This window comes from Rhodovulum sp. DZ06 (genome assembly GCF_050586345.1).
GTDB lineage: Bacteria > Pseudomonadota > Alphaproteobacteria > Rhodobacterales > Rhodobacteraceae > JBOCEF01.
This window is the reverse complement of the sequence record NZ_JBOCEF010000012.1, coordinates 81,677-95,105: the sequence shown is the minus strand read 5'-3', so window position 1 is coordinate 95,105 and position 13,429 is coordinate 81,677. Positions and strand designations below refer to the sequence as shown.

The following is a 13,429-nucleotide window of genomic DNA, read 5'->3' as shown; positions in this document are numbered from 1 at the left end:
CTTGTCGGACAGCTCGTGACGGCGCATGGCGACCTCCTCTTTCGGGAGGTTGAATCAGATCGAGCCCGATTGGGGAATCCTGTTTATGGGGACAGGCCCTAGCCGCGCGCCGCCGCCGTCCGGCGCCCGTCCCCCTGCGGAACCGCCTTCAGGTGCAGCAGCAGGAACAGCCAGATCATCACGCCGACCAGCGTCGCGCCGAGGCTCTGGGTCTCGACATCCGGCGCCCAGCCCAGCAGCGGGCGCGCCAGGAACACCGGCGACTGCAGCAGCCACAGCGTGGCGAGCGCGGCGAGCGCAAGCTCGACCCGGCGGCGCATCCGCCATGCCTCGGCGGTCCAGGCCACCACGCCGGGCCCGGCGAACACGGCGTAATAGACCCAGGAGTTCGGCACGGCGATGTACACGGCGACCATCCACAGCCCCAGGTCCGCCAGTGTCGGCGCGCCCCAGCCGCGCGCCCGGGCGGCGAGCAGGGAGGCCGCGGCCGTCACGCCGAAAAGCGCGAGCGGGATGACGAAGCGGACCACGTCGTAGAGGGCCGAGTCCTGGCCGACCGCCCGCACGACATGCGAGGCGACCGAGTGGTTGTCGGCGCGCGAGATCTCCATCTGGCCCGCCAGGTCGCCGCTTGAAACCGTCGTCCACAGCACCTCGGTCAGCCAGGACAGGTGGATGCCCGACGGCAGGACCGCCAGCGCCCAGCCGAGCGAGAGGAGCGCCCCGAGCCCGAAATACGCAATCCAGCGCACGTTCAGCGCCAGGATCGGCAGGGCCAGCAGGACGACGAAGTAAAGCTTCATCATCACCGCGGCGATGAGCGCCGCGGCCGAGAGCAGCGCGAAGCGCCGGTCGCGCAGCCCCAGCAGGAACAGCGCGCAGCACGCGACGACCAGCACGCTCACCTGGCCGAGCGCGAGCGTCGCCCGCGTGGAATTCGACAGGAGCAGCAGCGCGGTGGCCAGCGGCATCGCCAGGTCGTCGCGCAGCGGCGCGACGCGCCCGATCACGACGCCCCCCAGCCCCGCGGCGGCGACGCTGGCGGCGACCGACAGCGGCATCGCCTGCTCGAAGGTCAGGAACGACAGCGGCCAGAACAGCGCCAGCGCCTCGGGCGGATAGACCCAGAGCGACGAGTGACCGTCGAAGACCTGCCGCTGCGCGGCCAGGAAGCCCTCGCCATACGGAATTTCGCCCAGGTTGAACGCCGCCTGCGCGCCGATCCAGAAGGCGCGCAGGTCCAGGTATTTCGCATCTTGAAAGTGCAGCAGCCAGATCGGCAGAACCACGATGCAAAGCATCGCGCTGACCATGCCCCCCCTGGCTGCAGGCGAGGCAGACCGAAACCAGTCAATTGAAGTCATTAATATTTTTCCGCCATCCGGAGCGCCGAGCCGCCGCGAGACCGCCCGCTTCGCCGAAAACGTGGCGGTCGGCGGCGGGGGGAGTCAACGCGGCATTTCCACGAACGCCGCGCCCCGGGCCCTCGCGCCCCATTGACGGCCCTTAAAACCGCCCCCATAAGCCGATCCCATGACCGAGCTCTCGCACATCCGCAATTTCTCCATCGTGGCCCATATCGACCATGGGAAATCCACGCTCGCAGATCGTCTGATCCAGATGACCGGCACCGTCGCGGAACGCGACATGCAGGACCAGATCCTGGACGCCATGGACATCGAGCGGGAGCGTGGCATCACCATCAAGGCCAACACCGTCCGCATCGAGTACCCGGCGCAGGACGGCGAGACCTACGTGCTGAACCTGATCGACACGCCCGGACACGTGGACTTCGCCTACGAGGTCTCCCGCTCCATGCGCGCGGTCGAGGGCTCGCTGCTGGTCGTCGACGCCTCCCAGGGGGTCGAGGCGCAGACCCTGGCCAACGTCTACACCGCGATGGAGGCCGATCACGAGATCGTCCCCGTCCTAAACAAGGTCGACCTGCCCGCCGCCGAGCCCGAGCGGATCAAGGAGCAGATCGAGGACGTCATCGGCATCGAGGCGACCGACGCGGTGCTGATCTCGGCCAAGACCGGCCTCGGCATCCCCGACGTGCTCGAAGCCATCGTCAAGCGCCTGCCCGCCCCCACCGGCGACCGGGACGCGCCGCTGAAGGCGATGCTGGTCGACAGCTGGTATGACAGCTATCTCGGCGTCGTCGTGCTGATCCGCGTCATGGACGGCGTCATCCGCAAGGGCGACAACATCCGCATGATGCAGACCGGCGCCAAATACGGCATCGACAAGCTCGCCGTCCTCAAGCCCAAGATGGTCGACATCAAGGAGCTCGGCCCGGGCGAGCTCGGCATCTTCACGGCCTCGATCAAGCAGGTGCGCGACACGAAAGTGGGCGACACCATCACCCACGACAAGAAGCCCTGCGACAAGCCGCTGCCGGGCTTCAAGCCGTCCGTGCCGGTGGTGTTCTGCGGCCTCTTCCCGGTCGACGCCAACGATTTCGAGGACATGCGCGACGCGATGGAGAAGCTGGCGCTCAACGACGCCTCCTTCACCTTCGAGATGGAGACCTCCGCCGCCCTCGGCTTCGGCTTCCGCTGCGGCTTCCTCGGCCTCCTGCATCTCGAGGTCGTGCGCGACCGGCTCGAGCGCGAGTACGACATCGACCTGATCACCACGGCGCCCTCGGTGGTCTACCACATCCACCTGCGCAACGGCGACATGGTGGAGCTGCACAACCCCGCCGACTATCCCGACCCCGCGACCATCGACAAGGTCGAGGAGCCGCGGATCAAGGCCACCATCATGGTGCCCGACGAATACCTGGGCGACGTGCTGAAGCTGTGCCAGGAGCGGCGCGGCATCCAGCTCGACCTCACCTATGCCGGCGCCCGCGCCATGGCCGTGTACGACCTGCCGCTGAACGAGGTGGTGTTCGACTTCTACGACCGCCTCAAGTCCGTCACCAAGGGCTACGCCTCCTTCGACTACCAGATGGAAGGGTATCGCGAGGACAACCTCGTGAAGATGTCCATCCTGGTGAATGACGAACCGGTGGACGCCCTGTCGATGATGGTCCACCGCGACCGCGCCGAGATGCGCGGCCGCGCGATGTGCGAGAAGCTCAAGGACCTGATCCCGCGGCACATGTTCAAGATCCCGATCCAGGCGGCCATCGGCGGCCGGGTCATCGCGCGCGAGACGCTGTCCGCCATGCGCAAGGACGTGACCGCCAAGTGCTATGGCGGCGACGCCACCCGCAAGCGCAAGCTGCTGGACAAGCAGAAGGCGGGCAAGAAGAAGATGCGCCAGTTCGGCAAGGTGGAGATCCCGCAATCGGCCTTCATCAACGCGCTGAAGATGGACGGCTGAGGGCCGGGGCCGCGGCGCCCCTGCCCCGCGGGTTTTCCCGGTCTTTACGTCAAATTAACCAGAACCCTCCGAGCGTCGGGAAAACGCTCGGAGGGTTCTTGCTATGCGGATGATGGTTTTTGCGGCGGTCCTGGCCGCGCTTGGCGCCTGTTCCTCGCCGTCGCTGCGGTTCGTGGGGGTGGAGCCGGTGACGGTGGAGGTCGAGGGGTGGAGCATCGACGTCTACGCCGATGACGGCGCGGCGGAGGCGATCCGCATGACGGTCGACTGGGACCAGACCCCGGCCCTGATGCGCGAGCGGGGGATTATTGCCGTGGAGCGGGCGACGGGGTGGGTGGTTGACCGGCGGACGGTGAAGGGGGATGGGAATATTGTGAGGATGAGACTCACAAGTCAACCTTACACCCAATAAAACCTAAGAGAAACTTGCCGCCACTCTCGCCAGGCTTGAAGTAAATTCTGACACAGCGATCCGGTGATACACCATCACTGGGCTTGGTATGAAGCTCAAATTTCTCTGACACCCCGCCACACCAGAAGGAATACAGATTTGACTTCTTAGTCTCAGACTCGCCGGAAGCTTCAACATTACGCTCCCTCAGCCAGATAACGATACCCTTCCCGAGCGCACCGCCAGATTTTGCGTACTCTTGAGCAAGATCACGCAAAGTCATCAAATGGTGCAGCACCTTCCCGGGTGGCCCCGCCTCGGCCCACACCTTTGAGACTGTGTCCTCAAGTCGATCAGGAAAAATCAACCAATCACTAGCGAGTCGTTGTGCACGGGAAACAGCCTCACTGAAAGACTGGGGTTCACCTTCATCCTCTTCCAATTCATCCAGATCCACTCCCCCACCAGAGGCGGAGTGACTGCTGAGCGCTTGTACGAGCGCTCGATTATTTTCGCGGAGCGTCCCCACTTCAGCGGTCAACGAAGCGAGTTCCTCATCGCGCTCGGCAAGCTTTTCCTTAAGTTTCTCAATCTGCTTGTCGCTGTGCTTCTGGATAGCACTCAGATCGTCTGCCGCAATCGCCATACGCGCGGCGGCCTCAGCGTCCGCAACGAACTGCTCAAATACTGGGCTCTCGTGCCGAAACGCGGACGCATCGAGCAGCTCTCGACCTAACTCCTTCGCTATCCACAGTTTGCGCGTATCGGTCGTTCGAGTTAAGGCGTTCTCGATTTGAAATGCTGGCCAAAGAGGATGCGCCCTAAAGCGCCCCACACCTACGTTGCCCGGCCAATAGATTCGGATTCCACCGTGGAAGCAGGACCACTGCTGACCGAGCTCATCCGTGATAGCCCATGAGACGGCTTCATCAATCTCGCAGAAAATCGCTAAGCCGCAGAACTGGCTCCGCAGATAGCTCGCAAGGCCTGAATTATCAGGAAACTCATCATTGCGTGAAATGCAAACCACGGGAAGGGTTCGATCGGGTGACTTAAGCATATCAATGAATGCTTGAGAAGCGCTCCCATCAAAACTCAGGAACCTAGGCAAAATCTCCCTAAAGCCGCTACCTTCAGAAGCATACAGTCCGTCAGGCTTACCCGATACGAAACTGCGAAGAAACTTGGGGGCGGTCAGATGCACATCTCTGTGTGACGCTCCAAATTCCATTGCACCCAAGAAGATCTTTATGCGCACTGCCAGCAAGTCAGGCAGCTTCACCGCATTCGCCGCAACCCTTAGTCGTTGCCCAGCGGGCAATGTCTCCCGCACGTCTAAATCAAAAGCAGTCGAACTACCCGCATCCAATTCCTCGAAATCAATAGATACATCACCTGCGGCGTAGGACTTTTTTTCATAACCAATCCCACTATCCCGATAGGATTTCGAGACCCAATTGAGGGCACAGTCCTTAAAGCGCTCGAACTCCCCTTCAACACCTGTACTTTCAAACAGTTGAAACTTTGCCGCAGTCCGCATAGCACACCTCCACTTTGGCGACCCCTCGAGGACTCGAACCCCGAACCTGCTGATTAGAAGTCAGCTGCTCTATCCAGTTGAGCTAAGGGGCCGCACTGCCGACCAGATACGCCGCAAGGGGCGCGGGGGTCAATCCTCCGCGGCCCCGCCCGCGGGCCCATCCGCCGCGCCCGCCGCCGCAGGGCCGGAAGGGGCGCCCGCAGCGGCGCCCTCCGCCCCGCCCGCAGCGGCGCCCACCGCCCCGCCCGAACCGGCGCCCGGCACGCCGCCCGGCCCCGCCCCCGCGAACCGCGCCAGCGCGCCCGAGGGGCGCCCGCCCGAGACCGCCTCGCCGCCGACCTCCAGCCAGGCATGGGCCTCGAGGCCCCCGCCCACCCGCTGCACGCCAAGGCGGAAGGCGCTCTCCACCCCCGCGCGCTCGAGCCAGAATTTCGCCGCCAGCGCCTGCACCACGCAATCCGCGCGCCAGGGAACGCGCTTGCCCGCCGCCTCCAGCGCCCAGCGCATCACCGCGGGGGCGGGCGCGGACCCCGCGGCCCGCACCGCCCCGCCGCCCGCCTGCAACCGCGCGAAGCTCTCCGCCGCCGAATGCCGCGCATGCCAGGCCCGCGCGCGGGCCAGCCACCAGACCGCCGCGGCCAGCGCCCGCCGCTTCTCCGGCCCCAGCCGCGCGAGGCGCCCGATCACGTGCGCCCCGCCGCCGCCATCCGGCCCCAGAGGCCGCCGCCGGTCATCCCCTCGCGCGGGCCGTCCTCGACCAGCCGCCCGGCCTCCAGCGCCGCCACCCGGTCGACCCAGGCGATCGAGGACAGCCGGTGCGCGATCACCAGCATCGTCATCCCCCCGCGCAGGGCCGCAAGGCGGTCGCAGATCGCCGCCTCGTCCACGGGGTTGAGGGCCGAGGTCGCCTCGTCCAGCACCAGCACCCGGGGCCGCTGCGCCAGCGCGCGCGCAAGGCAGAGGCGCTGGCGCTGGCCCGCCGACAACCCGTCGCCCCGCTCTCCGATCTTCGCGGACAGCCCCCCCATGGCGCGCACCTGGTCGGCGAACCCGGCGACGTCCAGGGCGTCCCACATGGCGTCCTCGGGCGTCGGGACGCCCAGCGACAGGTTCTCGGCCACCGTATCGGGGATCAGCAGATCGTCGCGCGAGGCATAGGCGACCCCGGCGCGGAAACTGGCCATCGTCTCGGGCGTCAGCGGCGCGCCATCCACCAGCACGCGCCCTGCCTCGGAGGTCAGCAGGCCGGAGAGGAGGTCCGCCAGCGTGGTCTTGCCCGCACCCGAGAGACCGATCAGCCCCACCGCCTGCCCGGCGGGAAGGGTCAGGGTGACGTCGCGCACCGCCGGCGCCTCGGCGCCCGGCCAGGTGAAGGAGACGCCCTCGGCCCGGATCTCGGGCGCCGCCGCGGGCGGGGCGCCCCGGGGCGCAGGCTCGGCGGCGGCGGCATACCCGGCGCGCTGGTCCTCGAACGCCTCCCACGCGGCGGCGGCGGAGATGATGCGCTGGAGCGTGGCATGGGCGTCGAAGAGGCGCGGCAGGAGGCGCAGGAACAGCAGCACGATCAGCGCCGCGTCCTCCATCGCCAGGTCCCGCGCGGCGCCGATCAGCAGCACGGCGGCGAGGCCGATGGCGGCGCCCGACTGGCGCACGAGGGCCGAGCGGCGCTCGACCATCTGCAGCTCCCGCGCCGCCTCGGCCTGGGCGGCGGAGGCGCGCCCGAAGGCCCCCGCCCCGCCGCCGCGGGCGCGCTGGAACCGGTCGGGCTTGAGGTTGTCGAGATAGCGCCCGACCTGGTCGTAGAGGCCCTGCGCGGCGGTGAAGGCTTCGCGCGAGCGGCGGGCGATGCGGCGGTCGAACCAGAGCATGGGGATGCCGATCAGCGCCGCGGTCAGCGCCACCAGCCCCACCAGCGCGGCGTCCACCGACAGCGCCAGCGCCCCCGCCAGCGCGGCCGAGGCGGCGGCGAGGGCGAGGCGCAGGGTCAGGTCGGCCCCGGCCGAGAGGCGCACGGGGGCGGAGGACAGCGCGTGGTGCAGCTTCGCCCGCGTGCCCCCGGTGGCGATGCCCCAGCGGGCGCGGGACGCCGCCTCGAACAACCCCATGCGCAACCCGTGAAGGCGGGCGGTGGAGAGGCGCGTGGTGGCCGCCCCGTAGGCGTAGGAGAGGACCGCGCGGGCCAGCAGCGCCGCCGCCAGCAGCGCCGCGGCCGGGCCGGGGCCGGAGGCGGCCTGCGAGAGAAGCCCGGCCATCCAGGCGAAGGGCCCGGCGCCGCCCGCCCCGCCGAGCACGGCGCCGATGGCGAGGAGCGCGGCCGCCTCGGCCGCCGTCAGCAGCGCCAGCAGCCCCGCCGCCCGCAGCGCAGCACGCGGATCGGCGGCCAGCGAGGCGGCCATGAAGCGCAGCGCGGATTTCATGCGCGCCCCCCGGGGACCGCCCGGGACCCGGCGGGGGATGAACGGCGGGTGCAGGGTCCCGCGCCCGAACCGCCCGGGAGACGGGGCCGCCGCGCGGCACGGCTGAGCGGTCGGTTCATCGCCCCGCGGGGGGCGCCGCCGTCGCCGCGCCTCGGGTCGCGCGCGCCCGGCCGGGCCGCGGCGGGTCCGGCCCCGGCCATGACGAAAACCGCCGCCCGGGCCCGGACGGCGGTTTTCATTTCCTGTACGGCAACGTCTCGGCGCCGGGGAAGTGGGACGCCCATAGCTTGCACGCGGCGCTGACGGGTCAGGCGCCCGAGCAGAGCACCGGTTCGTCCAGCTCGTAGTTGCAGTCGTCACCGGGGATCGACCGGTTGCCGTTGCCTTTCGTGGCCGACTTCGCGTCGACCGTCTGGATGATCGGCTTGCGCCAGACCTTCTTGCTCATAATGGAGCCCCTTTCCATGAACACACCCTTGCCGAAACATAGCAGCGCCCCCCGGGGGTTCAAAGGGCAATATGCGGCGATGCCGAAAATCATGCACGCGGCGCTGCAACACGGGGGGGTGCGTGTCATTCACGCCGCAATCGCGCCCGCGCGCTTGAGTCAAATCGTCGTTTCAGCCCGCAACAGCCCGAGGCGCTCCGATTCTTCGCCCAGCGCGCGGGCGATGTCCCGCCGCCGCTCGCCCTCGAGTTGCGGCGCCGATTCGTCAGACGACGCCCAGAGCGCGGCCAGCTCCCCCGCCCCGGCGCCGCCCGCCCGCGCCGCCGCGCCGGGCCCGCGCAGCGCGAAGCGGGCCGCCGGCGACAGCGCCACGCCGCCGCCGAGCCGGGCCGAGACCCGCCAGGGCCCCGCGTCCAGCGCGTCGAGCGCGGCGTTGGCGCGGGCGCAGGCGGGGGCGATCCGGTCCGCGGCCTCCTTATCCGGCGCCGCGGCGGCCAGCCCCTGCCCGACCAGCGCCGCAAGTTGCTGGCGCAGCGCGGCGCGCGGCCGGTCCAGCGCGGCGGCGAGGTCGGCGAGGGGGCGCGGCGTCGCCTCGGACAGGGCCGAGAGGAGGGGGGCGTAGACTTCCTCGGCCATCGCGTGGGGGCCGAGGAAGCCGGTCAGCGGCGCCGCCAGCGCGTCCTCGACCGGCCCGAGGCGCAGGAACAGCGGCCCCGGCCCGTCCGGGTCCGCCCCCTTCCCGGGCGCGCGGCGCAGCAACAGGTCGGCGCGCGCGGCGCGGCGGGTCAGCATGTCCTCGGCCTCGGCGCGCAGGAACGGATCGGCCCCCGCCCCGACCGCGCCCCCCGCCCCGCCCGCGGCCCCCGCCCCGACCGCGGCCCGCTGCGCCTCGGACAAATCGAGCCCCTCGGCCAGGCGCGTCGGGTCGGCGGGGGCGAGGTCCCGGATCCCCGCCGGGCGCAGGCGGGCGGCCAGCGCGCCGAGGGTCTCGGGCATGTACTCCGCCTCGAACCACGTCTCGGCCGCGCGCAGCGGCGGCAGGGCGCGGATCTCGTCGAGGCGCGAGAGGTAGGAGGCATGGGCCCGCAGCAGCGTGTGCGCCTGCGGCAGCAGCGCCGACAGGTCGGCCAGCGCCGCCTGCGCCCGCGCCGCCCGCGGCAGGTCCGGGTCGGCGCGCAGCCAGGCGAGGCGCGCCAGGCGGCGCAGCGGCGCGTCCTCGAGCCCGCCGGGCCAGGCGGCATGGGCGAGGAACAGCGCCCCGCCGCGGCGCAGGCGGGCGCCGAGAAGGGCGGCGATGTGGGCGCGGTCGGCCCCGGGCAGGCCGGACCAGCCCTCGGCCATCACCGCAAGCTCCACGTCCGGCAGGTCGAGCGCGGCCCAGCGCGCGAAGGGCGCGTGGTGGACCGCCCCCGGCAGGTCCGCGGCGCGCAGCAGGGCCGCGGCGCTTTCCGCGGCGGGGCCGAAGGGTTCGAGCACGGTGACCGCGACCCCGGCGGCGGCGAGGATCGCCGCGCTTTCCCCCGCGCCGCAGCCCAGCAGCAGCGCGCGCAGCGGCCGCCCCGGGGGCGCCAGCCCGGCCCGCCCCGACAGCGCCAGCGCCGCGTCGATGCGCAGCGGTTCGGCCAGCGGCTGGTGCAGGGCGCGGGCGCGCAGCTCGGGCCCCGCCGGGGCGAGGGCGCGAACGGGACCGGCGGAGGAGGCGGGGGGGCGGCCGGAGGAAGACCCGGCGGAGGGCCCGGCGGAGGGCCCGGCGGAGGGCCCGGGCGCGGCGGGCGCGGCGCCGTTGCGCGAGGTCTCGGACATGGCGGGGCCTTTCCGCGGTTGATCCCTTCCCCGCTGATAGGCAAGTTCCGGCCCCGGGGCAACGCGGCGCCGTGCCGGCCCCCCGCGCCCCGACCGGGCGCGCGGCCGGCGCGCGGCAGGCGAGGGACGCGGAAATGGCGACGCAGCGGAACGGCAGCAGATGACGGCGCGCATCCCCGCGGGCCGCTTCCCCTCGGCGCGTCCCGCCGCGCCCGCGGACCGCGTGGGCGGCGCCCCCCCGTACCCCGCCGCGGCGGCGGCCCCTGCGCCCGATGCCGCCGCCGCCCCGGACGCCGCCCCCGGCGCCGCCCCCGCCGCGCCGGTCCTTCTCGACATGCACGGGCTGATCCATGACAGCGCCTGGCCGGTCCCCGGCGCCCATCCCGCGCCGCCGGACGCGGCGGCCGAGGTGACCGCGCGCCCCGGCCCCGTCGCCCCGCCCCCGGCCGAGGCGCCGCGCTTCGACGACGCGCGGCTCGTCGCGCCCTCCCGCGTCATCATCACCGGGCGCGGGCTGCGCATGGCGGTCGAGGACGGCGCGCGCGTCACCCTCGACGCCCCCGACGCGCCGGAGGACCTGCGCCGCCTGCTGATCGGTTACAGCGCGGGCACGGTGCTGCTGCTCCAGCGCGGGCGGATGCCGCTGCATGCCGCCGCCGCGGCGGGGCCCTCCGGCGCCGTGCTGCTGCTGGGCGAGAGCGGGGCGGGCAAGTCCACCCTCGCCGCCATGCTGGGCGCGCGCGGGCTATCGCTGGTGGGCGACGACATGATCGCGGTCTCGGTCGGCGCCGCGGACGGGGTCGAGGGGGCCGCGGTGGAACGCTCGCTGCGCACGGCCAAGCTCTGGTCCGACAGCGAAGCGGGGCTCGCGGATGCGGGGGCGCGCGGCGCCCGGCCGGGGATCGAGAAATCGGTGCTGACCTGGGCGGCCGAGATGCCGGGCGTGCCGTTCCCGGCGCCCCTGCGGGCGGTTGTGCATCTCGGCTGGCTGCACCCGGAAACGGCGCGCCCGCGGCTCTCGCGCCTCGCGCCCTTCGGTGCGGTGCCGCTGCTGACCGGCGCCGTGGCGCGCCGCCCGCTGGCCGAGGCGATGGGCCTTGCGCCCGGCTTCATGGCCCGCGCCGCGCAGATCGCCGGCGCCGTGCCCTGCTACCGGCTGCTGCGCCCGCGCGCCTTCGCCGCGACCGAGGAGACGCTGGACCTCGTGGCCGGGCTGGTGCACTCCGGTGGCGATTGATCGCCTGCCCCTTCTCGCCGCGGAGCCCATTGCATGACCGACCCCGACGCCCCCCTGTTCCGTCGCCGCCCCGGGGCCATGGAGGCGCGCCTCGGCCCCGAGGAGCTGGTGCTGCTGGGCCCGGACGGGTCGCGTTACGTCGGCCTCGACGCGGTGGCCGCGGACGTGTGGGCGGCGCTGGAGCAGCCGCGGACCCTCGCCCAGGTCGCCGAGGCGCTGGCCGAGAGCTATGACGCGGCGCCCGAGCGGATCGCGGGCGACATCGCCGAGATGCTGGAGGTGCTGGAGGCCGAGGGCCTGGTCGAGCGCGGCGGCGCCTGAGCATGGCGGCGCGGTGAGCGGGGGCGTGCAGATCGGCCCGGATGTCGGCCCCGTGTTCTTCGGCGCCTTCGCCCCCGGCGCGGCGCCGGACGCCCCCGCCGCGCTGCGCGCCGCCATGGGCGCGGCGGTCCCGGACGGGGCGTGGACGGGCGAGGACCTGACCGCCCCCGGCCTCGCCGCCGCCCTGCGCTGGCCGGGCGCCGTGGACGCCCCCGCCCCGCTCCGCGCGCGGATCGCGAAGGACGGCGACGCGCTGTGCTTCGGCCTTGTCGAGCTGATCCGACGCCCCGACGCCGCGGTGGATGCGCTGGCCGCGGCGGGCGCGGACCGGCTGCCCGACATCGCCGCGCTCGGCGATGACCCCGACCCGCGGATCGAGGGGCGCTGGGCCACCGCTCGCTACGCCCCCGCCGCGCCGGGGCGCCCCGCGCGGCTGACCCTGCTGCGCGACCCGTTCGGGCGCCTGCCGCTCTGGACCGCCGCGGGGCCGGGGGGCGCGCTGCTCTTCGCCTCGCACCCCGCCGCGCTGCTGGCCGCGCCGGGGGTGTCGCGGGCGCCGGACCTCGTGTCGCTGGCGCTGATGCTGACCTTCCGGGACTGCGGGCCGGGCCATTCCCCGTTCGAAGGCGTGAAGGAGGTTCCCCGCGGCGCGCGCCTCGTGGCCGAGGGGCCCGCGCGGCGCATCCTTCCCGCCGCGCCGCTGCGCCCGGACCCGGCGGTGGCCGCCCTGTCCCCGGATGACGCGCTTCAGGCGCTGCACGCCCGCGGCCGCGCCGCCGTCGCGGGGCGCATCGCGCTGGCCGAGGCGACGGGGCGGGCGCCCGCGATCCAGCTCTCGGGCGGGCTCGACAGCGCGCTGATCGCGCTCTGGAGCGAGGGCCGCGGCCCCCTGCCCGCCTTCGCCGCCGTCCCCGCGCCGATGGAAGGGGATGATTACAACGCCGGCGCCGAGGCCGCGGCCCGGGCGGCGGTGACGCGCGCGCTGGGGTTGGAGCTGACCGAGATCGGGCCGGAGGGCGCCGATTTCCTCGCGGGCGCGCAGCACCACATGGACCGCGCCGCCATGCCCTGCCCCGACCCGGCGGGCTTCGCAGGCCTGCACGTCGCGCGGCGGATGGAGGAGGCCGGGATCGGCGCCGCGCTCAACGGCATGGGCGGGGATTTCTGCCTGTCCTCGCACGCCCGCCCGACGCTGGCGGAGTGGTTCGCCGCGGGAGGCCCCCGCGCCATGGCGGAGGAGATCGCGGCGCGCCGGGCCCGCGGCGGCCGCCTGCGCAACATCCTGATCGGCGACCTGGTGAAGCCCTCGGCCGCTTTCGCCGCCTGGATGCGTCTGCGGCCCGGGGACCCGGACGCGGAGCTGGCGGCGGGCATGGCGCGCTCCCCCGCGCTGGCCGCGCGGATGGCCGAGGCGGGGCGCGCCTGGCGGCGGCGTCGCCTCTGGTCCATGGCGGCGGAGGAGGCGGCGGAGCTGGGGCGCCTCCCGGCCTGGACAGTGCAGGACCTGGCGCCTTTGCCCGGGGGAGGCCGCATGGGGCGAATGACGCCGCTGCTGGACCTCGACCTGCTGCGCGCGGTGCTGGCGATGCCACCGGAGCTGCGCCTGTTCCCGGCGGAAGGCGAGCCGGGGGGCCGCACCCGCGGCCTCGCCCGCCGCCTGCTGGCCGGGCGCCTGCCGCAGGTGGCCGCGCGGCCCGACAAGGCGCCGTTCCAGCCCGACTACGCCCGCCTTCAGGCCGCCGCCATCCCGCGGATCCGCGCGGAGGGCCGCGCCTTCCGCACCCATCCCGCCTGGGCCGAAATCGTCGACGCCGCCCGCTGGGACGCCGCGCTGGACGCCGCCGAAAAGGGCGGGGTGCGCGAGGGGATCGCGCTGTCGAACAAGGTGATGATGCCGTATTTCATCGGCTGGTGGCTGCTGCGGATCGGGGGCTGAGCC

The 13,429-nt window shown here is 72.5% G+C and carries 11 protein-coding genes and 1 tRNA gene; 5 read left to right on the top strand and 7 right to left on the bottom strand.

What is annotated here, in order from left to right; genetic code table 11:
* Positions 1–98 precede the first annotated feature (98 nt).
* Complete coding sequence (locus ACQ5SO_RS07975; protein ID WP_430941053.1) at positions 99–1,313, bottom strand: glycosyltransferase family 87 protein; 1,215 nt, start codon at positions 1,311–1,313, stop codon at positions 99–101.
* 220 nt (positions 1,314–1,533) lie between these two features.
* Between ACQ5SO_RS07975 and lepA the strand changes: the two genes are divergently transcribed.
* Both lepA and ACQ5SO_RS07965 read left to right on the top strand, forming a co-directional pair.
* Positions 1,534–3,333 carry a translation elongation factor 4 gene (gene lepA, locus ACQ5SO_RS07970; protein ID WP_430941052.1) on the top strand — a complete coding sequence of 600 codons (1,800 nt, stop codon included), beginning with the start codon at positions 1,534–1,536 and terminating at the stop codon, positions 3,331–3,333.
* Between the two features lie 103 nt (positions 3,334–3,436).
* On the top strand, positions 3,437–3,745 hold the full coding sequence (locus ACQ5SO_RS07965) for a hypothetical protein (protein WP_430941051.1): 309 nt from the start codon (positions 3,437–3,439) through the stop codon (positions 3,743–3,745).
* On the opposite strand, the gene ACQ5SO_RS07960 is transcribed toward ACQ5SO_RS07965, so the two are convergent.
* The 6 genes from ACQ5SO_RS07960 to ACQ5SO_RS07935 all read right to left on the bottom strand — a co-directional run bounded on the left by ACQ5SO_RS07960 (position 3,720) and on the right by ACQ5SO_RS07935 (position 9,932).
* Positions 3,720–5,264: a hypothetical protein gene (locus ACQ5SO_RS07960; protein WP_430941050.1), complete on the bottom strand. Its 1,545-nt coding sequence runs from the start codon at positions 5,262–5,264 to the stop codon at positions 3,720–3,722. The two genes, ACQ5SO_RS07965 and ACQ5SO_RS07960, sit on opposite strands and share 26 nt — an antisense overlap.
* Positions 5,265–5,279: 15 nt before the next feature.
* A tRNA-Arg gene (locus tag ACQ5SO_RS07955) sits at positions 5,280–5,356 on the bottom strand.
* A 37-nt stretch (positions 5,357–5,393) separates the two neighbouring features.
* A complete protein-coding gene (locus ACQ5SO_RS07950; protein WP_430941049.1) occupies positions 5,394–5,951 on the bottom strand; it encodes a lasso peptide biosynthesis B2 protein in 558 nt (185 codons plus the stop codon).
* Positions 5,948–7,681: an ATP-binding cassette domain-containing protein gene (locus tag ACQ5SO_RS07945; protein WP_430941048.1), complete on the bottom strand. Its 1,734-nt coding sequence runs from the start codon at positions 7,679–7,681 to the stop codon at positions 5,948–5,950. Before ACQ5SO_RS07945 ends, ACQ5SO_RS07950 begins: the two co-directional genes overlap by 4 nt.
* A 307-nt stretch (positions 7,682–7,988) precedes the next feature.
* Positions 7,989–8,129: a hypothetical protein gene (locus ACQ5SO_RS07940; protein WP_430941047.1), complete on the bottom strand. Its 141-nt coding sequence runs from the start codon at positions 8,127–8,129 to the stop codon at positions 7,989–7,991.
* A gap of 159 nt (positions 8,130–8,288) precedes the next feature.
* Positions 8,289–9,932, bottom strand: coding sequence for a hypothetical protein (locus tag ACQ5SO_RS07935; protein WP_430941046.1), 1,644 nt, complete (start codon positions 9,930–9,932; stop codon positions 8,289–8,291).
* A 160-nt stretch (positions 9,933–10,092) separates the two neighbouring features.
* Between ACQ5SO_RS07935 and ACQ5SO_RS07930 the strand changes: the two genes are divergently transcribed.
* From ACQ5SO_RS07930 to ACQ5SO_RS07920, 3 genes are read left to right on the top strand one after another with little or no spacing between them, the layout of a single operon-like run.
* A complete protein-coding gene (locus ACQ5SO_RS07930; protein WP_430941045.1) occupies positions 10,093–11,169 on the top strand; it encodes a hypothetical protein in 1,077 nt (358 codons plus the stop codon).
* A gap of 33 nt (positions 11,170–11,202) precedes the next feature.
* Positions 11,203–11,490, top strand: coding sequence for a PqqD family protein (locus ACQ5SO_RS07925; RefSeq protein ID WP_430941044.1), 288 nt, complete (start codon positions 11,203–11,205; stop codon positions 11,488–11,490).
* 25 nt (positions 11,491–11,515) lie between these two features.
* A complete protein-coding gene (locus tag ACQ5SO_RS07920; RefSeq protein WP_430941043.1) occupies positions 11,516–13,426 on the top strand; it encodes an asparagine synthase-related protein in 1,911 nt (636 codons plus the stop codon).
* The last annotated feature ends 3 nt before the right edge of the window (positions 13,427–13,429 follow it).

Bases quoted from the DNA above. Each gene is read 5' to 3' on its own strand.
- ACQ5SO_RS07975 (WP_430941053.1), bottom strand. From the start codon at position 1,313: ATGGTCAGCGCGATGCTTTGCATCGTGGTTCTGCCGATCTGGCTGCTG.
- lepA (WP_430941052.1), top strand. From the start codon at position 1,534: ATGACCGAGCTCTCGCACATCCGCAATTTCTCCATCGTGGCCCATATC.
- ACQ5SO_RS07965 (WP_430941051.1), top strand. From the start codon at position 3,437: ATGCGGATGATGGTTTTTGCGGCGGTCCTGGCCGCGCTTGGCGCCTGT.
- ACQ5SO_RS07960 (WP_430941050.1), bottom strand. From the start codon at position 5,264: ATGCGGACTGCGGCAAAGTTTCAACTGTTTGAAAGTACAGGTGTTGAA.
- ACQ5SO_RS07945 (WP_430941048.1), bottom strand. From the start codon at position 7,681: ATGAAATCCGCGCTGCGCTTCATGGCCGCCTCGCTGGCCGCCGATCCG.
- ACQ5SO_RS07940 (WP_430941047.1), bottom strand. From the start codon at position 8,129: ATGAGCAAGAAGGTCTGGCGCAAGCCGATCATCCAGACGGTCGACGCG.
- ACQ5SO_RS07935 (WP_430941046.1), bottom strand. From the start codon at position 9,932: ATGTCCGAGACCTCGCGCAACGGCGCCGCGCCCGCCGCGCCCGGGCCC.
- ACQ5SO_RS07930 (WP_430941045.1), top strand. From the start codon at position 10,093: ATGACGGCGCGCATCCCCGCGGGCCGCTTCCCCTCGGCGCGTCCCGCC.
- ACQ5SO_RS07925 (WP_430941044.1), top strand. From the start codon at position 11,203: ATGACCGACCCCGACGCCCCCCTGTTCCGTCGCCGCCCCGGGGCCATG.